Here is an 18,900-nt window from a genome sequence, read left to right on the forward strand (position 1 = left end):
TCCCGGCTACCGCGGGTCACAGGATCGACACGACGATCGCGACCGCCGCCGCCAGGAAGACCAAGACGACCACGGCCGTGATGATCATCGCCGCGACCCCGGTGACGGGGAAGTGGTGCCTGGTCGTGGGCTCCGGCGCGGACAAACCGGAGGTCTGCGGAGTGTCCGGCGGTGTCGAGCCGGGCGGCACGCCGCCGCCCGGTTCCAAATCGGGAGTCCTCGCGGGATCCGGGTCCATCGCACTCATGGCTCGCTCCCTATTCGCCATCGTTTCCGGGTACCTCGGGTGCACCGGGCCGCTTGCCGACCCTCTTGCGATACAGAATCACCGCGCCGACCAGCACGGCGAGACCTATGATCACCAGCAGTTCCATGTCTGGGACCTACCCAGTACCTCGATGCCCAATCGACATGGGCGAAGGTACTCGGGCGCCTCGACCTGCGCGATGTACTGTTGCGCCTGGCCGACCCCGACCACGAATCCCGCTCCACCACGGAACCACCGATCAGCGGCGTCGTGCCGACTCGGACAGACGCCTCGCCCCACTCCGATCCCTCCTGCATCGCATATCGCTTGTGCCGCACTGTGTCCGGTGACTTGTGCTGCTGGGCGAGCCGAAGGGCTGGCATCGGATGCTGTTTCTGTGCTGGACGCATACCGGTGGAAATTTTCCGCATTCGCGTCGGATGGCCGGAGAATTCGCCCACTAACCGGGGCATTGCGCGCACGCGCGCAGTGGAGGATGGTGAATATGTCCGGTGGTGCCACCGGGGCGCCACCTCAACAGGGCAGGAGGTGGCCCGTGTACGCACGTTCCAGCACAATTTCGGCCCAGCCGTCGTCGATCGACGACGGGCTCGAATACCTCCGCGATGAAGTGATGCCGAAACTGCCCCAGATCGACGGGTGGGTTGGTCTGTCCTTGATGGCCGATCGGTCGACCGGACGCTGCATCGCCACGACCGCGTGGGAATCCGACGCCGCATTGCAGGGCAGCCGAGGCCGGGTTCAGTCGTTGCGCGACGGTCTGGCCCGAGGGCTTGGCGGTCGGGTCGATCTGGTCGAAGAATGGGAAATCGCGGCCCTGCACCGCGATCATCCGGCCGGTGACAGCGCCTGCGCTCGGTGCACGTGGGTCCAGCTCGACCCAGACCGGCTCGACCGGCTGATCGACACCTTCAAGATGGAAGTGCTGCCGCAGACCGAGATGATCGACGGATTCTGCAGCGCCAGTCTGTTCGTCGACCGGGCCACCGGTCGAGCGGTGGGCGCGACTGTCTGGTCCAGCCGCGACGCGATGGACGCCAACCGCGAGCAGATGAATCGGATCAGGGGCGCGGCGACCCAGCGCGTCGGCGCCAATGTTCTCGAGGTAGCGGAGTTCGATCTGGCGTTCGCGCACCTGCGCGTACCCGAGATGGCATGACACCATCCGACATCCGGCCGGAGTGTGCGCTTTCCGGCCGGTTACGTCATGCTTCGGCCCGGATTCCGCATCGTTATGCGTGGCCTGATGCGGCGGTAACGGGCGGCCGGTCATCGGCGGACACATGGCCGCGCAGGGCGATCGCGGCCGCGCGGCAAACGACTTCTGACCGCGCCGCAGGACCGGCTGCGAGTACTACCAGACCTCCTACCTGATCGAGGAAGGCGCCGACGAACGGCTGCGCGCCGAGGACATCGCGGTGTTCCGCGCACGCCGGCGATCACCGGCGCCGGCGTGATCGGTGCCCCACGCCATAGCGCAGGGCGTCGACGAATATGACTGTGCCGCAATCTATTCTCGGCTCTGTGCGGAGTGCGGTGCACGTCGCGACCAGAAAACATGCACGGCAGAGTGGCCAGGAGCATGCGCAGCGGTATCGCTGTCGACTACCCGAGAGGTAATGGCCGGGCTGGACGGGGGTTCGTAGGATCGGGGGAGTGAATACCCCAACGGCAGGTGACCTGCTGCGACATTGGCGTCTGGAACGCCGGCTGAGCCAGCTCGAACTGGCCGGCCGGGCCGAGACCTCGGCGCGGCACCTGAGTTTCATCGAGACCGGACGCGCCACACCGAGCCGGACGATGATCGTGCACCTGTCCGAGCACCTGGAGATCCCGCTGCGCGAACGCAATCGCGTGCTGCTCGCCGCGGGCTACGCCCCCGCCTACGCGCGACCGGCCCTGGACACGCCCGTCATGGACGCCATCCGCGGCGCCATGCGCCAGATCCTCGCCGGCCACGAGCCCTATCCCGCGTTGGCCATCGATCAGAACTGGACGATGATCGACGCCAACAGCGGGGTAGCCGTGCTGATCGCGGGCATCGACCCCGCTCTGACGAAGCCGCCGGTGAACGCGCTGCGGCTGAGCCTGCACCCGGACGGTATGGCCGGCCGCATCCGCAACCTCGCCGAGTGGCGCGGCCATATCTTCGCCCGCCTGGCGCGACAGGCCGAGGTCACCGGCTCCAGGGACCTGGCCGACCTGCTCGAGGAGTTGCGGTCCTATCCCGGTGGCGAAGTGGAGCTCACCCTGCCCGAACCCGATCAGGCGGTGGTCCCGCTGCGGATCGAGCACGAGGGCGACGAGCTGTCGTTGCTCAGCGTGACGACGGTGTTCGGCACCCCGATGAACGTCACCGTCGCCGAACTGGCCATCGAATCGTTCTTCCCCGCCGACGAGGACACCATGAAGCGCCTCACTGCGAACGCGCGATGACCCGCGCCGAGCGGCTCTCCGCCCTGCTCGGTACACCGGTCCGCGCGGTCACCGACCTCGGCGCGAGCCATGCCTGGACGCTACACCGTGCCGAATTGGTCACTGGCCGTATGGTTTTCGTCAAGACATCAGCGGAGCCGACGACGGTCTTCGTGTCCGAAGCGGCGGGCCTGGCCTGGTTGGGCAAGGCGGGCACGGCCACGATCGAGTCGGTCCGCGACGGTACCGGCGCACCGGTGCCGCAGGTGCTGGCCGCCGACGACCGGATGCTGGTGCTGCCGTGGCTGGACGAGACCCGGCCAACCCCTGCGGCTGCCGAGCGGTTCGGTCGCGAACTGGCCTTACTGCATGGCGACCGGCCCGAATGGTTCGGCGCCCCGTGGACGGGCTGGATCGCGAGTCTGCCGCTGCCCAACACCCAGGCGGAGGGGCCGTGGTCGCGGTGGTACGCCGAGCAGCGCCTCGAGCCATACCTGCCGGGCGCGGCCGCGCACCTGGGCGCCGACGGAATCCGCTTGGTGGAATGCGTCATCGGCCGCATCGACGATCTCGCCGGGCCCGCCGAACCTCCTTCCCGCATCCACGGCGACCTCTGGTCGGGCAACATCCTGTGGACCCGGGAACGCGCGATGCTCATCGATCCCGCCGCCCACGGCGGCCACCGCGAGACCGACCTCGCCATGCTCGCCCTCTTCGGTGCCCCGCACCTGGACCGCATCCGCGCCACCTACCACGAGACCCGTCCGCTCGCCGACGGGTGGCAAGCCCGCACCCCGCTGCACCAATTGCATCCGCTGCTGGTGCACGTCGCGTTGTTCGGCGCCGGTTATCGCGCGCAGACACTCGCCGCGGCTACCGCTGCCCTCGCAGCCTGACCGGCCGCACCGGAGTACACCTCACCCGTTCGCCCGCGCGATGACCTTCTCCGCGAAGCGGGACAGATGCGCGATCTTCGTCTCCAGCGACTCGGTGTCCTGCTCGGTGGTATAGGGCAGCCGGAATCCGACGATCACGTCCGTGACTCCTTTGTCCTCGAGGCGTTTGACGCCGTCGACGGTGAATCCGTCCACCGAGATGACATGCACCTCGAAGTCCTTGCGTCTGCCGTACTCGGCGCGCAGCGTGTCCAGTTCGGTCAGCAGCCGGTCGAGTTCCGCGCCGTCGCCGCCGGCGTGCATCCACCCGTCCCCGCGCTGCGCGGCCCGCCGCAGTGCGGGCCTGCTGTGGCCGCCCACCAGGATCGGCACCGGTTCGGTCGGCACGGGGCTGATCTTGATCGGCGGAATGTCGTAGAACTTCCCGTGGTATTCGAAGTATCCGCCCGCCGTGAGACCGCGCACGATGTCGATGCATTCGTCCATGCGCGCTCCGCGCTTGTCGAACGGCACTCCCATGATCTCGAAATCGTCCGGCCACGGGCTGATTCCGACGCCGAGACCGAACCGGTTGCCGCTGAGCGCGGCGACCGAGGCGGCCTGCTTGGCCACCAGCACCGGTGGCCGGATCGGCAGCTTCAGCACGAACGGGGTGAAGCGCAGCGTGGTGGTCACCGCCGCCATCGCCGCGCTGAGCACGAACGCCTCGATGAACGGCTTGTCCTCCAAGAACTCCCGGCTTCCGTCCGGGGTGTAGGGATACTTCGCATCGGATTCCCTCGGGTACGCCACGCTGTCGGCGACCGCCATGGACGTGTAGCCCGCATCCTCGGCGGCTTTGGCGAGGGGAAGGTAATACGACGGATCGGTCATCGTCTCGGCGTAGGTGAAGCGCATGTCAGTCGCCTTCCTGGCGCGTCGAGCGCGCCGCACGAGTCCCGGCGCGATACCCATGGACCGGGCCGTCGCCGAGACGAGATGGGATACAGCCGCAGCCGGAACCGACCCGCCTCGGTCGTACCGAGGACAGCCGGATGGGAGCGCCGCCTACCGCCATGGATTGGTGAAACCTTCCGGAATCAACTGGTCGAACATCGCCTTCATCTCCTCCGACAGCCCCAGCAACTCGATATATGAGCCGATCGGCCCGCCGTCTAGGTAGGCGAACTCCATCCCGACGCCGTCGAATCTGCCACGCGCGACGATCTCGATACCCGCGGCACGAGCTGCGGCGAGGGCGGCGCCGAAATCGTCGGGCACCCAGGCGGCGTGGTGCAATCCGGGGCCGACGCGATCGAGATGCTCGGAATACAGGCTCACGCCACGGCGCGGCTCGATCAGCTCCACTTGCTGCCCGCCCGCGTACCCGAGCGCGACACTGATCGTGTAATCGGCGGGCGCGCCGCGTAATTCGGTCGAATCGGGGCCGAAGCGCACGTCCGGAATGGTCAACCAGTCCGCGATCCCGTACCGCGTGGCGAACTCCTGCCGCGCTCCGGCCAGGTCGTCGACCACCCAGCACAGCTGAAAGATCGGGCCACCGGCGATCATCGGCGGCCCCCGACGCGGCTCATCAGATTCGGAAACCAGCGGTAGGCGACGACGAGCACCCGGTTGTAGCGGGGAAACACGATGTACTGCTTGTTCTTGCGCACACCGCGCAGCACGTACTCGGCGGCACGCTCGGAGCTGATCATCCCGATCGGCGTGCGGCGCGACGATCCCCGATACGAATAGCCCGGCAGGTCGATCCCGGAGTCGACGATATCGGTGGCAACGCGCCCCGGCACGGCAACGCTCACCCGCACCCCCGCCGCGGCCGCCTCGGCGCGCAGCGAGGTGCTCAATCCGACCACCGCGTGCTCGGTCATCGCGTACGCGGCCGATGGCGTCACCGGGGTCACTCCCGCGAGGGAGGCCATATTCACGATGTGCCCGAAACCCTGCGCTCGCATGAGTGGGTAGGCGTGGCGCGTCCCGTGCACCACGCCCCACAGGTTCACGTCCACGATCCGCTGCCACTGCGGCAAGGGCATCTGCTCCGCGGCGCCGCCGAGGCGGATGCCCGCGTTGTTGAACAAGTAGTCGATGCGTCCCAGCTCGGTTACGGTGCTGTGGATGAGACGCCGCACCTGCTCGTCGTCGGAGACGTCGACGACCTGCGTGTGGATCACGGTATCCGCGGCCAGCGCAACCAGCCCGGCGGCATCGGTATCGGCAGCCACCACAGCGACGCCCTGCGCGGCCAGGCTACGGCACAGCGCGGCGCCCAGACCGGACGCGGCGCCGGTGACCACCGCCACACTATCCACGCCGTACAATTAAGCATCTGTGTTTAACATCGTCAATACTTGTGTTTAGTACAGTGCCGATATGCCGAGCGACGATTCGCGCACCGCTTTGCTCGACGCCGGGGAACGCCTCATCGCCGAGCGCGGCGTCGACGTGCCGTTGCGCGACATCGCCACCGCGGCGGGCCAGCGCAACAACTCGGCCGTGCACTACTACTTCGATTCGCGCAACGGACTGATCGAGGCCATCGTCGAACGGCGGATGAACTGGCTGGAAAAACGGCGCATGCAACTGCTGGCCGCGCACGAGGCCGACGGTGGCGCCAACGACCTGCCCACGCTCGTCGCCATGCTCGCGACGCCGATCCTCGAGCTGCTCGGCCATGACCGGGTAACCCATCTGGGCCGGTTCCTGGAAGTCGTGCGAACGCACCCGGTGGTGGCGGACGTGCGCCGCCTCGCCGGAGCCGACCGCGCGGCAGTCCGGATCATCGCCACCCGGCTCGACACCGCACTGCCGGGCCTGCCGCGGCGACAGCGCAGACAGCGCCTGGAAACCATGGCCACGGTCATGTTCGCGCTGATCGCCGACTACGAGCGCACCCTCGAATCCGGTGTCCGCACCGCCCGCCCCGAAGACGCGGCGGAGATCGTGGACATGATCGTCGCCATGCTCACCGTGCCCGCCCGCGCCCACCCGGCGACGGCATCGGGACGCTGACAGCGCCGCGGACAGGACAGCGTCACGACCGCCTGCGACCGGCAGTGCACCGAGGACGCCGGCCGAACGGCGAACGAGCCGCGACGCATGCGCCGCTTCGATACCGGTCACACCGACGTTCTCCTGGTTGCGGCTCGACTCAGCCCGCCGTCCGCCGTGCGGGGATTCCGTACCCATGGGCCGCCGTCAGCGGCCGATTGCCTTGTGGCACGGCTGTTTCCGGGAATCTGCGGTGCAGACGGTCGATATAGCGCCGCACGGCGGATAATTCGGCATGCAGTTCCTGTCGAACGGCGGCATCGCCGCGATGCGCGAATCCGATTTCACGCGCCAGCGTTCGGGCTCGCAGGGTGAGCAACTCCAAGAAGACCCGAGCCTGGGCGAGGTCGGCGTCTTGTTCCATCCGGTTGGCCGATCTGTCGTTCGGTTCATACTGTGTCGCCCGGTGTTCCCCGCGGCCGTGGTCCTCGGTCGATCGGGAGTAGGTCATGATGCTAGCCGAGCGGACGCCCCGCGGGGTGCCGAAAACAGAACCAGCTATGGCCACGCGCAATGACCGGCCGACGTCCTCGATGGCCACCGCCGGCACCCAGTCCGCTCGGCGCCGCCGATGCGATAGCCGAGGCCGAGATCGGCAGGCCCTGGCGGCTGTCGACGATCGCTCGACGAGCCGCGAACCGGTGGCGGCCGCAGAGCCCGGACGGGTGGCCGAGTCGGCTTCAGCGGCGATCGAACGGCGGATCGCCGACAGACAACCGCCCCAGGTGAGAATCCGATCCGCGGCGGCCGTACACGCTCAGCGGATCTCGGTCAGCTCCCGATGAGGGCGAACAGCGCCGCCACTAAGGTTCCAATGATTCCGGCGCTCATCGAACTCTCCTTTCGTTGCGGTACCAGGGCACGTTGGCTATGAGACCATGGCGAGGCGGCAAACCCGCTCAACCACGGGTGACGTCGGCGTGTAGAGGTTGCGGGGAACACAACCCGGCCTCCTGGACACCGGCCGGGCGTATCGTGACCGCATGGGCGTGATCGGGGAACTGTTTCCGGGCAAAAAGCTGACCCATGAGGGCAGCGAGGACGGTGACGGGCAGACACACACCCCCCGGTTCGACATCGATCTCGACACCGGAGTTGTGCGAGTGCCTCGTGCGTCCGATCCAGCCGTCGACAAGCGACCGGACGACGTACCGCACCAACCGTAGGTCCGCACCGGGACGCTTCCGGCTCCGGTCGAGGTGTTCGAACACTCGGGTTCGATGATCCGACTGTGTGCCGCCATGTGCGTAGACGACAACGCCCCGGCGCCGGAACCGGCGCCGGGGCGAGCAACGCCACACGGGCGTCATGCCGCTAGCGGCTGAGTGCAGGCGAGCGGTGCCCAGAGCTGTCGCCCTCCAGCGGGTTCGCCGGATTCCGGACCCAGGTGACGTTCGCGACCAGATCATCGTCGAACACCAGCTCGTCCCACAGCAGCTGATCGCTCTGCGTAGCCGTGGGCTGCTCCGCCACGCGCGGCTGTTCGGCGTCGGCCACCTGTTGCGCCGGCGCGGCAGGCTCCGGAGTAGCGGGCACCGGAGTGACGTACCGCCACAACGCCTGCAGCGGACTGATGCCGTAGCGGCGGGTACCTTGGGCGAGCGCGGCCACTGCGGCGCCGGAGGTCAGCACGCCCACGGCCAAGGCAACCGGAGTCAAACTGGCACTCGAGATCCGGCGCCCGTCGGGCGCCGGTGCGATCGACCCGTTGGTGTCGAAGACCCGCAGCAGCCCCGCGCTGAAGCCGTCGCCCTGATCGATCAGGAGGCGCATTTCGGCACCCTTGCCATCGAGATACAGCAGCGTGATGAGCACGAGAATCGCCACCGCCGCACTGGAGCCCATCACCAAGCGCGCGAGTGCCACCGTGCGCAGCCGAGCGTGCGCGACGACCGCGAACACGGTCGTGACCATCGCGGCGCTCGCGAGCAAGCCCCAGCCACCGGCGATGCTCACCTCACGAAGCTTCGAGGTCGACCACGCATCGAAGCCATCGGTGAACCCGTCGAGCCGGCCGAACGCGTCGGAGCCGATCTCGCCACCGCCTCCGGACGCCGAGAGCCACGGCTGAAACAGCAGGACCAAAGCGACCGCACTCGTGGCCGCGGCACACCAAAAGCCCCAGTTCCGCCGAACAGCCAGCCCCCGTGGTGGTTTCGCGCCGCGAGCCGGCTGATCGGCACCGCGGCTGCGGCGGTCTCGCGCTTCGGACACTTGCCAGGGGGTTGGTTGAACCATTGCTCCAGTTTCGCCGTGTTGTGAATTGCGCTGCCGCCCAGGGAAATAACGCAAAAATTGCCCCAAGGGTAGGAAATGTCGCAACTTCTCAATGAGATGGAATTCGAATGGGCGGCATCGGCCATCGACAAAATCACCGTATGTGTCTCACCGAAAGGGGGCAAGCGTGATCGATCTCCCACGTGTTGCCGCAGCTCCAGGCGATGCGGGCAGCGGATGTGATCCAACCCGCCGGTAACATTTCGCCGGCGCTTCGATCTTGACTTTTGCCGTCCATTCCGGTTGTGGACCGGTGAATTTCCGGTGCTCCGGCACTTCGCTGGGAGCGGCCGGACGCAATTACTGTGACAGGCTTAACAACCCTGATCTGGGATTTCGATCACAGTCTCCAGTGTCGAGAAGGTTCTGTGTCAGCCCTTTTCACCTCGACAGCACTCGCCAGGCGAAAACGTCGCTCAGTGCCTCTCCGCCGCCGCCCGGGCGTCCACCACCGTCCGGGCGAGTTCCGCAAGACGCTCGAGCGGAACCTCGACAGCCCCCTCCGCACCCACCACGACCGCGGTGGGGTAGATGTCGCGCAGCAGATCAGGGCCGCCCGTCGCGGTATCGTCGTCGGCAGCGTCGACCAGCGCCTCCATCGCCAGCCGCAGCGCCTCCTGCTCCTCGATGTCGCGCCGGTAGGTCTTCTTCAGCGACGACTTCGCGAACACCGAACCCGAACCGGCCGCGGTGTAGCCGAAACGCTCCTCGTAACGACCGCCCACCGCGTCGAACGACACGATCCGCCCCGCCCGCTCCGGATCGGCCGCATCGAGGTCATAGCCGACCAGCAGCGGAATCACCGCCATATCCTGCAGCGCCGCAGCCAGATTGGCGCGCACCATCGCCGACAACTTCGTGGCCTTGCCATCGAACGTCAGCGACGCTCCCTCGATCTTCTCGTAATGCTCGAGCTCGACCGCGAACAACCGGATCATCTCCAACGCCATCCCCACCGTGCCCGCGAACCCGGCCGCCGAATAGGTATCGGTGATGACGACCTTTTGCATATCGCGTGTCGCCACCATGTGCGCCATCGTGCCCCTGCGGTCACCGGCCAGCAGCACACCACCGCGATAACTGACCGCGACGATCGTCGTACCATGCGGCGCGATGCCCGCACCGCCACCACCGATACCCGGATCGGGCAGCAGTTGCGGCGCATACCGCCGCAGGTACTCCGAGAACGAGGCCGCCGGGTACCGAAGGCCGAGCGGCAGGTGACTGTCGAACGTCATGGATCACCCTTCCGGGCGGAAACTGCCCACCCCGCGAACGCGACACGTACTCCCGCCGACGCTACCGGAACCCCATCGCACCACGCCGCCGATCGAACGTGGGCCTACCGCGGCAACGTCCGGAAGGTCCCATAGAACCACCTCACCCTTCCGCAGGGCCTCCTCCAGCGCAGACGTCCGGCGCGTCGATCTCGATGCAGGGGACCGGAGCACGCGTCGGCAGATAGTTCGGCGCCACACCACCCTGTTGAATCAACCACCTGTACGCATCGACCGCATCGGTCGGTCGGCGTGCCAACGCCGGATCGGTCAGCACATCGACCGTGTAGAGCCCGAACCGCGGCGCGTAAGAACCCCACTCATAGTTATCGGTGAGACTCCAATAGTTGTAGCCGATCACGTTCATCCCATCGGCCTTCGCGCGCTGCAACCAGTACACCGTGTCCCGCAGATGATCGGCGCGGGTATAGCCGTCCGGGCGAACCTGCCCGTTCTCCGTCGGAAGACCGTTCTCCACGACATACAACGGACGACCCGGAAACTGACGCGCGTAATGCCGCAACGCGTAGTAGATACCCTCCGGACGCACCGGCAACTCCCACATCGGGACACCGCCCACCGAACCACCCTGCGCCGACTCCCCGGTCTGCGGCAGCGGAGCGAAATAGTAATCGACCCCGATGAAGTCCAGCTTCGCCGAAATCCGATCGACGATCGGCTGATTGACCTCCGCCTCCGCGCCCGCGACATAGCCCAGATTGCTGGTCACCATCGCATCCGACCGGTAGCCATGGATGACGTCGTAGATCTCGTTGTGCGCCTGCGCGATCCGATCGACCATCGCGGGCGCCTCCTCGACGCTGATCCCACCCGTGCGCAACTCGGTGCCGACATACGCGGCAGGCTCGTTGAACGTCACCCACAGCGGATCGCGCGAAGAATACCGCCCCACCACCTTGCGCATGTTCGCCAGCCAGTCCTCGACCATCCCGGGATTGCGCCACCCGCCCCGGTCCACCGCCCACCCCGGATACACCCAGTGATCCAAGGTCAGCATCGGCCGCATCCCCGCCGCCAGGATCCGGGCGATCACGTTGTCGTAGAAACCGAAAGCCGCCTCGTCCCACGTATCCGGCGCGGGCTGCAGCCGCGCCCACTCGATGCCCACCCGGTACACCCGCACCCCTAGCCGCGCTGCCAGATCGATATCGGTGATGTAGTGGCGACTGAAGTCCACCGAATCGCGGTACGGATCGGCCGTCGCGCCCGAGGCGATGTACCGCGACCAGTTGCTGTCGGGCGCATTACCTTCGGACTGAAACCCTGACGACGCCACACCCCACAGAAAGTCCGCATCGAACGGCGCCACCTCCCGACGCGGCTGAGCAGCGGAAACGCCGGACGCCACCAGCATCGCCGCAGCGGCGGACAGCGCGGCGAACCCGCGCCGGGAACTGCGTGTACGCATCGCCGTAGCGTAACTGGCTGATAGCTGCGTTCCGATGCAGGAATCTGCGTGTCGCCGATCGCGAAACCGACACGATCCGCGCTCGAGCAAGCCGCGCGCACTCAATGCCCAGTCGGGGCTGCCAACCAGCGGCCGCCTCCTACCTGATAACGCGTTCATCGCGATGCGCCACCACCGACCAATGTCGCGGTATCCACCACCGCCGCAATACTTCTCGATCGAGTCAAGCCCCCATTCCTCCCCGCGCGTCCTCGCGAAACGCCGCAGCTCACCACACCAGCGAATCAATTGACCGCGCACATCCGCCGCCGATCGGCCAGACTTGCCGGGGTGACCAGATACGCATTCGATGCCGACCGCAGCGCCCTCGTCGCCACCTGGGCGACCGGACGAGGCGACCTCGCCCAAACCGTGGCCGCACTGCCACCGCAGGTGACCAAGGACCAGGCAACCGATCTGGCGTCGAACCTGACCACCTTGTCGCGATTCCAGTGGCGCACCTACACCCATCCCGCCAGCGCCGCGGGCGATCCCGACGTCCCCAACAGCGAGGCATGGCGGCGCGCCGAGGAACGCAGGAACTTCAAAGAGGTCGAAGCAGGGCTGCGCAGCCCCAACTTACCCACCGACGAAGGCCTCCTCGTCTCCTACAGCGGAGTCGTCGAATCTGCCCACCGCATCGGACGCACCCTGCACGGCATCGACGACGACGCCCTGCGCGCCACCGTCATCGCCGAAGTACGCACGGAACAGGAAGCCATCGAGTCCGCCGAACGCGGCGACCTCTCCGGCCGCGCCAGGCAAGCCGTCGAACTCTCCCGCCCCGACGTGTCCCCGGCCCAAGTCCATGCCGCCGACGCCCTCCTGCGCGCCGACCCGCTCGGCACGATCGAACTGTTCACCGAACTCGACCCGGCCTCCGCTTCCGTCGCCGCCGCACATTGGCTGTACGCCGCGGCCGAGGTCGCCGGCGAGGCCGCGAACGTAGCCACCACCGACGTCGTCGCCGAAGCCGACGATCTCGAAGCGCTCCAAGTCGAGACCCCCACTCTCGTCCTCGAACGACTCGCCGCGGGAGACACCCCGACCGAGGTCGTCCTCGACCTGATCGCCGAAGCCATGGCCGTGCACGAAGGCCGCGTCCCGGCCCCGTGGAGCCTCGTCGCCCGGGTCGCCGAAATCGAAGCGCAGGCACACCGATTCGGCGTCGACGCCGACACACGCGAGGCGATGCTCACCGGCTTCCGCATCAGCCGACTCGACCCCGCACGCCCTGCCCTCGACCTCCTGGAAGACCTGCTCGACGGCATTCGCGGCTGCCTGCTGCTCTACGCCGCGCACACCGACGGCGTCGACGCCGAATCCCGATTCGCCGCAGACGTCCGTCTCGAAGCCGATGCCGACCCCGAAGACCTCCTCTGAAACCACGAGCGGGGCATGAACACCGTGCCCCGCTCGGCCCGGCACACCGCGGCTACGGCACCCGCGACACGGCCACCGCCGACTCGGTGAGGCTGCCCAGATACAGCACCCCATCTCGCTCGACCACACCGGTCACCATCGAGTAATCGGTGCCTTCGACCTGGAGATCGTGCACGACATTGCCGTCGAAATCGACCGCCATCACCCACACCGTCCGCGCCGGCTTCGGCTGCACCCACTCCGGCAGCGCCCACACGATGCGCCGCAGCATGCCCGGCAACGGAAGAAGCCGGTCCAGCAACGGGTTTCGCGGTGAAGGAAGCGTGATCCAGACCAAGCCGTCGCTGCCGAGACCCATATTGTCCGGGAACCCGGGCAGGTTCTCGATCAGCCGGTCCCGCGTGCCCGCTTTCGGGCCGGTCAGCCAGTAGCGAGTGACCCGGTAACCGCCGGTCTCGGCGACCACCACAAAGGAACGGTCGGGCGCCAGGACGACGCCGTTGGCGAACTGGAGGTCGCCGATCAGCGTCTCCACAGTGCCCGCGGGATCACGCCGGAACAGGCGGCCCGTGCCGGAGTGCTCCAGGAGGTCGCCCATGTACTCGTCGAGGGAGTACCGGCGTGACGACGACGAGAAGTAGATCGTGCCGTCGGTATCGCGAACGACGTTGCTGGCGAACCGGAGACGCTCACCGTCGATCTCATCGACCAGCACCGTGAGCCTGCCGTCGGTGCCCAACTCCAGCAGTCCGCGCTCGAAATCGCAGATCAGCACGCGGCCGTCGACGTCGGCGTGCAGCCCGAGCGGACGGCCGCCGGTGTTCGCGAGCTCGCGTACGTCGCCGGTCGCCGGATCAATGCTGAGAATCGCGCCATCCGCGGTGCCCGCGAGGATCGTGCCGTCGGGGGAGAGCACCACGTCCTCGGGACCTGCTCCGGGCAGCTCGAGCCTTCTGATCTCGGGAAGAGGTGGAACACTGCGCGTTTGACGGACGCGGGCCGGAGCGGGAGGCGGCGTCCAGCGCTGTGGCTGCATTCTCGAGGCGAGCATGGGATCAGGGTATCCGGGGGAGTGCGCAGTTCTCGGGGACACAACGCGGGTAGGCAGACGCGGTTTCTGGCCGGGTGAGAACGCTGCACGCGGAAGCCTTCGTCTGTGGTGGGCGTGATCGATCGCAGTGGAGAAAGCTAAGTTTAAAATGTCCTTACGTAGATATGCGCATCTAACAATGTAATCCCCAATCGCCTCCAACCCAACCACTTGAACATCACCTACTAGCAAGGAAGCCGGGGGAGTCCCAATGCCCAGGGCTGTTCCTCGCGGGACCGCCGTGTGGAAGTACAGCTGGTCCGCCGCCGCGGCGGCGATCGCCTTGGCAATCCCAGGTAGCGGCGGACGCGGGCTCGGGTGCTGTTCGTCAGGGTTGGTGGGTGATGGTGTACCAGAGGATGGCGAGAGTGCCGAGCGTGAAAAGCGGGGAGACGATCCAGGTTTCGACCTTGTTGCCGGTTCGATCGATGATCGGGAAGCTGACGCGGATGTCGAAGGGCCAGAACAGGCGACAACCGCTGTCGGTGAGACAGTCGCCGATCAGGTGCGCCAATGCGCCCAAACCCACCGCGAATGGCAACCAGACCGGCTTGTCGGCGATCCAGTGCTCCATCGCGAAGGTGCCGCCGGTGGCCAGAACCACGATCGGCCCCCACGATGTGAAGCTGTTGCCGGACGGGCACAGATGCAGTGCGCGCACGGCCAAGGCCAGCAGGAAGAAGACCAAGCTCAGGGTGAACCAGCGCCCTAGCCAGTGCTCGCCGGCCCAGGTGCCGTAGGAGACGGCCGCGACGAACGCGAGGGAGTGTGTGGCGCGACGGTGGCCGCCCGAAATCCAGGAGATGATCTGGCATGCGGTGTGTGTGATCGGGCCCAGCGTGTGCGCGATCGTGCTATCGGGGTGGTCGGCATCGGGGAGCAGTGAGGCCCCCGCGGTGAGAAACACCCCCAGCAGCAGATCGACCGTCCCGAGATGTCCTGTCGCATCCTGCAGAGCCGGATAGGTCAGTACCGTAACCGGCAGCAACGCTGCCGCCGCCGACCATGCCAACGCCCCGCTGGTCGCATGTGAATGTCCGAGCACCGCTCGAACATTAGTTCAGCTTCTCATCGGTACGCGAATGGCCTTGCGGCGGTGAGCCTGTGGGGTGGGGGAGCGTCGTCGTCATACTGACGGCGCGGGCTGCAAACGTGATCGGTGGAGTGCTCCCGCTGGTCTGCCTGAATTGTGCAAGTAACGATGCCACTTCACCTGATCGTTCCGTCGAAAGGAACATCTGGATACGTAAACGTGCGTATCTATGCATAGGACTTCTCACAACAAGTCTTCAGAATCACTCTCCTTACGATCAAAAACGCACAGACACCGGAGATGGGCATGAAGGGTGCGCCGCATCTCGAAATCGAACTGCGGTGCGCGAACGACGCGTGAGGTGCCCGGATGTGGCTGGGGGAGGACCGCGTGAATCCCCATGCGACGTTCGCGAACACCGCTCGCGCAACGTCGCCGCATCCTGTCCGTGAACCGTAGCTGGGCCGTTTCCCATAAGTGGGGAATCGCGCTTTCTGCCCGCGCATACGCTGCATCGCGTAGCGCGACCTGATCGATTGCTCGGCTGTCGATCCGATCCTGGCGAGGGTGCGTGGCAACTGCCTGGTTTCGACCAGGTCGGCTCGTCCAGCGGTAGGCCATGTGTAGGAGGTTGCGGTGGGTAGGAGTCGCGGAGTCCATCTGTGCGGCAGTGTGCCGTTGGCGGATGCGCGAACGGTTTTCTCGGAAGCGGCGCGGCGGATCGGGCCGCGATTGAAGCGGATTCCGGACGGGGAGACCGGTGTGCGTGACAACTGGGTGGTTTGGCAGCTGCCCAAGATGCAAGCGCATCCGGACCTGGAAACGGTTCCACCACCGAGCCCGGAATACGGACCCAGCGAGCGGGTGCAACCCAAGCCTGGCGTGGACGCGGCATCGATCGACTTCGGTCCCTTGGGGTATGCGGAGGCTGCCCTCGAATCCTGGCAAGTGTTCCGGCAGCTGCGAGCGGACGGCACGATCCCGGAGGGCACCCGATTCCAGGTGTGCCTGCCGACGCCGATCGCGGTGATCGGCGCGTTCGTCGCGGGACCGCAGGGGGAGTTGGAACGCAGGTACGAGGCGCAACTGCTCGTCGAACTCGGCATCATTCTCGATGCCATTCCGGGTGATGACCTTGCGGTGCAATGGGATACCGCGGTCGAGTTCGCGCTCTTCGAGGGTGTGTTCCCGTCCTGGTTCGGGACCGACTATCCGACTCAGCTCGAGGAAGTGGGGAAGCGGCTCGTCCGGCTGGGCGCCGCAGTGCCGGAACCGGTCGAGCTCGGCTACCACCTCTGCTACGGCGACTTCGGTCACCGCCACTTCGCCGAACCCGTCGACGCCGGTAGGCCGGCCGCCGTCGCAGGCCGCATCCTGGCTGGGCTGGACCGGCCCGTCCAGTGGATCCACCTGCCGGTTCCGCGCTCGCGCACCGACGCCGAATACTTCAAACCGCTTGCCGACCTCGTCCTTCCACCCGCAACCGACCTCTATCTCGGCTTGGTCCATGCCACCGACGGTCGATCCGGCGCCCTGCAACGCATCGAAGCCGCCCGCACCGCGGTCACCGATTTCGGCATCGCCACCGAGTGCGGATTGGGCCGCCGCCCAGCAGAGCAGATTCCCATCCTGTTCGACCTGCACGCCGAGTTGGCCGACACGCTGTCCTGAGCGGATCCCCGTGGTGCCGGACCATCATGGAGATCGGTCCGGCACCAATCGGCACCGAGCGCTGAACGGAGTTCTGCGGGTACAGCGTCGACGGCATCTACTGCGAGTTCTGCGTTTTCGATCTCGTACTATTCATCGGCGTTGGGCGCGAAGTCATGTCGTGGCGATAAGGACCATCGGCCTGCCCGGAGGAGCCGACCGAGGAGTGTCCCATGCACGACGTCTACGTAGTGAGTCACCCGCACGCGGAACACTCCGCACGCGATCTCGTCGGCGGGTGGTACGACTCCCGGCTGACGCCACGTGGTCGGCGGGACGCTCGCCTCGTCGCCGAGGAGTTGCAGCGCCGCCGTGACGGCGCGGTGCGGCCGGTGCGGATCACGACGTCCGACCTTGCCCGCTGCACCGAAACCGCGCAGATCCTTGCGGCGACACTCGATGTCCGCGTCACGCCGGACCGCCGGCTGCGCGAGATCAGCTTCGGGGAGGCCGAGGGGCGCCCGAACGACTGGCTCGCGCACCGGCAAGTCCCCGCACCCGACCACGACCGGCTCGACCACCGCGGTCCCATCCCTGGCGCCGAGACGCGGCGCGAGGTCGCGACCCGAGTCGGCGCGTGCGTGCGTGAGCTGATGGCGGACCTCGGCCATGACCACATCGTCGTCACGCACGGCTACGCACAGACATTCGTCATCACCACATGGCTCCTGGTCCCTGTCGAGGCAGCTGGCTTCGCGTCCTTCGCGACCGAGCCCGGCGCGATCACCCACCTGCGGCTCGACGATTACTGGCGCAACCGATCCGTGCTCAGTCTCGCGGATACGTCGCATCTGAACACCGATGGGGTGTAGAGGTCGGGGTGCTGTAGGTCGGCCCTCTAATTGACATAATGTTGATTATCGGCGGCAATCCGGATCGGCCGGCCGAGGCGGGTTGTGCGGACGTATGAACGAATGTGTTGCTGTTCGTCGCCGCTCGGTCATTCGTGAAGTCTGCTCAGCTTGGTTTGTTGCCATTGCACGAGTTGCTCGGTTTGGTTTCTTGCACCCGTGGCAGGATCTTTGCGGTGATAGCAATCGCTGTTGCTGCGAATTTCGCCAACATTTGGCGGCACTGTTGTCCGTTTCATCGGGTTTGGGCCTGCTGTGGGTCTGTCGCTATGCAGGCGAGCTACTCTATGCGCGCTTGTCGTCGCGGGTATTGACGCCGCCCGTAGCACTGTGACCGGCGCGACGTCTGATCTGTGGTCGGCGATAGTTCCGACCCGGTCGTGCTTCAGAGTGCCGGTGTGGGCCGAACCACCCGCATCGCCGTGGCGGTATCTGTCGATGAGGGCAGGCTCCTGTAAGAAGGGGCAGTCGAACGGGATCGGTGTGTGTCGGGTTGCCTCGATGTCGTGTTTACGGCATCTTTACGGATAGGAGCGCCGGGAAGTCTGGTCGGCAAATCCGGCCCGGGATGCGGGTCGGGCGGTCCGGTGATGGGGAGTTTCATGGTGCTCGTGCGCGTGTCTTCTTCGAAAGCATCTCTCCGGTTGGCCGGCGGGCGCGTGTGTGCACCGTCGGGGCCGTCTGGAGTCGTAGGGTGCTGGTGTGCATGCGAGTCAGATAGCCGAGGACTATCCCTCGGTCGGCATGGAGTCCGATGCGCTGGCCGCGGCGCGGCTGTTGGCCGAGCATCGGCTGCCGGGCATCGTGGTGACCGATGGCGACTCGACACCGCGAGCAGTGCTGCCCGCCTCGCAGGTGGTGCGGTTCTTGGTACCGCGGTATGTGCAGGACGACCCGTCGCTGGCCGGGGTGCTGTCGGAATCGATGGCGGATCGGATCGCGGACGGCTTGCGTGGCAAGACCGTCGGCCAGCTGCTGCCGGAACCGAAATCCAAGCCGATACCGCCGGTCGCGCAAGCCGACGACACCATCGTCGAAGTCGCCGCGCTGATGGCCCGCTGCCGATGCCCGTTGATCGCGGTGGTCGACGAGGGACGGATGATCGGCGTGATCACCGCAGCGCGGCTGCTGCAAGTCGCCCTCGCCGGCCGCTGACCGCTCACGTCCACGTGGCTGGTCCG

Annotated in this window: 19 protein-coding genes; 9 read left to right on the forward strand and 10 right to left on the reverse strand. The window is 66.7% G+C overall.

All coding sequences use genetic code 11. From position 1 onward, the window contains the following. Positions 1 to 16: 16 nt before the first annotated feature. The gene (locus tag OHA40_RS29745; protein ID WP_330230149.1) at positions 17 to 247 is read right to left on the reverse strand and encodes a DUF6480 family protein; all 231 of its coding nucleotides are present in this window, start codon (positions 245 to 247) and stop codon (positions 17 to 19) included. 556 nt (positions 248 to 803) lie between these two features. Between OHA40_RS29745 and OHA40_RS29750 the strand changes: the two genes are divergently transcribed. The 3 genes from OHA40_RS29750 (at position 804) to OHA40_RS29760 (ending at position 3,579) form a co-directional block, all read left to right on the forward strand. Beyond that, positions 804 to 1,427: a hypothetical protein gene (locus OHA40_RS29750; RefSeq protein ID WP_330230150.1), complete on the forward strand. Its 624-nt coding sequence runs from the start codon at positions 804 to 806 to the stop codon at positions 1,425 to 1,427. A 497-nt stretch (positions 1,428 to 1,924) separates the two neighbouring features. Then, entirely contained in the window at positions 1,925 to 2,704 is a 780-nt protein-coding gene (locus OHA40_RS29755) for a helix-turn-helix domain-containing protein (RefSeq protein ID WP_330230151.1), read from the forward strand. Then, positions 2,701 to 3,579 (forward strand): fructosamine kinase family protein, encoded by an 879-nt coding sequence (locus OHA40_RS29760; RefSeq protein WP_330230152.1) that lies wholly within the window; start codon positions 2,701 to 2,703, stop codon positions 3,577 to 3,579. The genes OHA40_RS29755 and OHA40_RS29760 overlap by 4 nt, the downstream gene beginning before the upstream one ends. A gap of 21 nt (positions 3,580 to 3,600) precedes the next feature. On the opposite strand, the gene OHA40_RS29765 is transcribed toward OHA40_RS29760, so the two are convergent. The 3 genes from OHA40_RS29765 to OHA40_RS29775 form a co-directional block, all read right to left on the reverse strand. Further along, positions 3,601 to 4,476, reverse strand: a complete 876-nt coding sequence (locus OHA40_RS29765) for a TIGR03619 family F420-dependent LLM class oxidoreductase (protein WP_330230153.1) — start codon at positions 4,474 to 4,476, stop codon at positions 3,601 to 3,603. Between the two features lie 150 nt (positions 4,477 to 4,626). Beyond that, on the reverse strand, positions 4,627 to 5,130 hold the full coding sequence (locus tag OHA40_RS29770; protein ID WP_330230154.1) for a VOC family protein: 504 nt from the start codon (positions 5,128 to 5,130) through the stop codon (positions 4,627 to 4,629). Continuing rightward, complete coding sequence (locus OHA40_RS29775; RefSeq protein ID WP_330230155.1) at positions 5,127 to 5,891, reverse strand: SDR family NAD(P)-dependent oxidoreductase; 765 nt, start codon at positions 5,889 to 5,891, stop codon at positions 5,127 to 5,129. Before OHA40_RS29775 ends, OHA40_RS29770 begins: the two co-directional genes overlap by 4 nt. A gap of 61 nt (positions 5,892 to 5,952) precedes the next feature. On the opposite strand from OHA40_RS29775, the gene OHA40_RS29780 reads away from it, so the two are divergent. After that, entirely contained in the window at positions 5,953 to 6,591 is a 639-nt protein-coding gene (locus OHA40_RS29780; protein ID WP_330230156.1) for a helix-turn-helix domain-containing protein, read from the forward strand. 139 nt (positions 6,592 to 6,730) lie between these two features. On the opposite strand, the gene OHA40_RS29785 is transcribed toward OHA40_RS29780, so the two are convergent. Beyond that, positions 6,731 to 7,081 (reverse strand): hypothetical protein, encoded by a 351-nt coding sequence (locus tag OHA40_RS29785; RefSeq protein WP_330230157.1) that lies wholly within the window; start codon positions 7,079 to 7,081, stop codon positions 6,731 to 6,733. A gap of 532 nt (positions 7,082 to 7,613) precedes the next feature. Between OHA40_RS29785 and OHA40_RS29790 the strand changes: the two genes are divergently transcribed. After that, positions 7,614 to 7,796: a hypothetical protein gene (locus tag OHA40_RS29790; protein WP_330230158.1), complete on the forward strand. Its 183-nt coding sequence runs from the start codon at positions 7,614 to 7,616 to the stop codon at positions 7,794 to 7,796. A gap of 148 nt (positions 7,797 to 7,944) precedes the next feature. Here OHA40_RS29790 and OHA40_RS29795 read toward each other — a convergent pair whose 3' ends face one another. The 3 genes from OHA40_RS29795 to OHA40_RS29805 form a co-directional block, all read right to left on the reverse strand. After that, positions 7,945 to 8,715, reverse strand: a complete 771-nt coding sequence (locus OHA40_RS29795) for a hypothetical protein (protein ID WP_330230159.1) — start codon at positions 8,713 to 8,715, stop codon at positions 7,945 to 7,947. Between the two features lie 608 nt (positions 8,716 to 9,323). Then, positions 9,324 to 10,145, reverse strand: a complete 822-nt coding sequence (gene prcB / locus OHA40_RS29800; RefSeq protein ID WP_330230160.1) for a proteasome subunit beta — start codon at positions 10,143 to 10,145, stop codon at positions 9,324 to 9,326. 142 nt (positions 10,146 to 10,287) lie between these two features. Beyond that, positions 10,288 to 11,613 carry a family 1 glycosylhydrolase gene (locus OHA40_RS29805; protein WP_330230161.1) on the reverse strand — a complete coding sequence of 442 codons (1,326 nt, stop codon included), beginning with the start codon at positions 11,611 to 11,613 and terminating at the stop codon, positions 10,288 to 10,290. A 330-nt stretch (positions 11,614 to 11,943) separates the two neighbouring features. Here OHA40_RS29805 and OHA40_RS29810 point away from each other — a divergent pair, with 330 nt between their 5' ends. Beyond that, complete coding sequence (locus OHA40_RS29810) at positions 11,944 to 13,035, forward strand: hypothetical protein (protein ID WP_330230162.1); 1,092 nt, start codon at positions 11,944 to 11,946, stop codon at positions 13,033 to 13,035. Positions 13,036 to 13,087: 52 nt separating this feature from the next. On the opposite strand, the gene OHA40_RS29815 is transcribed toward OHA40_RS29810, so the two are convergent. Next, positions 13,088 to 14,086 carry an SMP-30/gluconolactonase/LRE family protein gene (locus tag OHA40_RS29815; protein WP_330230163.1) on the reverse strand — a complete coding sequence of 333 codons (999 nt, stop codon included), beginning with the start codon at positions 14,084 to 14,086 and terminating at the stop codon, positions 13,088 to 13,090. A gap of 367 nt (positions 14,087 to 14,453) precedes the next feature. Then, on the reverse strand, positions 14,454 to 15,170 hold the full coding sequence (locus OHA40_RS29820) for a metal-dependent hydrolase (protein ID WP_330230164.1): 717 nt from the start codon (positions 15,168 to 15,170) through the stop codon (positions 14,454 to 14,456). A gap of 750 nt (positions 15,171 to 15,920) precedes the next feature. On the opposite strand from OHA40_RS29820, the gene OHA40_RS29825 reads away from it, so the two are divergent. The 3 genes from OHA40_RS29825 to OHA40_RS29835 all read left to right on the forward strand — a co-directional run bounded on the left by OHA40_RS29825 (position 15,921) and on the right by OHA40_RS29835 (position 18,874). Then, complete coding sequence (locus OHA40_RS29825; RefSeq protein ID WP_330230165.1) at positions 15,921 to 16,829, forward strand: hypothetical protein; 909 nt, start codon at positions 15,921 to 15,923, stop codon at positions 16,827 to 16,829. 212 nt (positions 16,830 to 17,041) lie between these two features. After that, entirely contained in the window at positions 17,042 to 17,680 is a 639-nt protein-coding gene (locus tag OHA40_RS29830) for a histidine phosphatase family protein (RefSeq protein WP_330230166.1), read from the forward strand. A 741-nt stretch (positions 17,681 to 18,421) separates the two neighbouring features. Then, the gene (locus OHA40_RS29835; protein WP_330230167.1) at positions 18,422 to 18,874 is read left to right on the forward strand and encodes a CBS domain-containing protein; all 453 of its coding nucleotides are present in this window, start codon (positions 18,422 to 18,424) and stop codon (positions 18,872 to 18,874) included. Positions 18,875 to 18,900 lie beyond the last annotated feature (26 nt).

Origin of the sequence: Nocardia sp. NBC_00508, assembly GCF_036346875.1 — a bacterium.
Taxonomy (GTDB): domain Bacteria; phylum Actinomycetota; class Actinomycetes; order Mycobacteriales; family Mycobacteriaceae; genus Nocardia.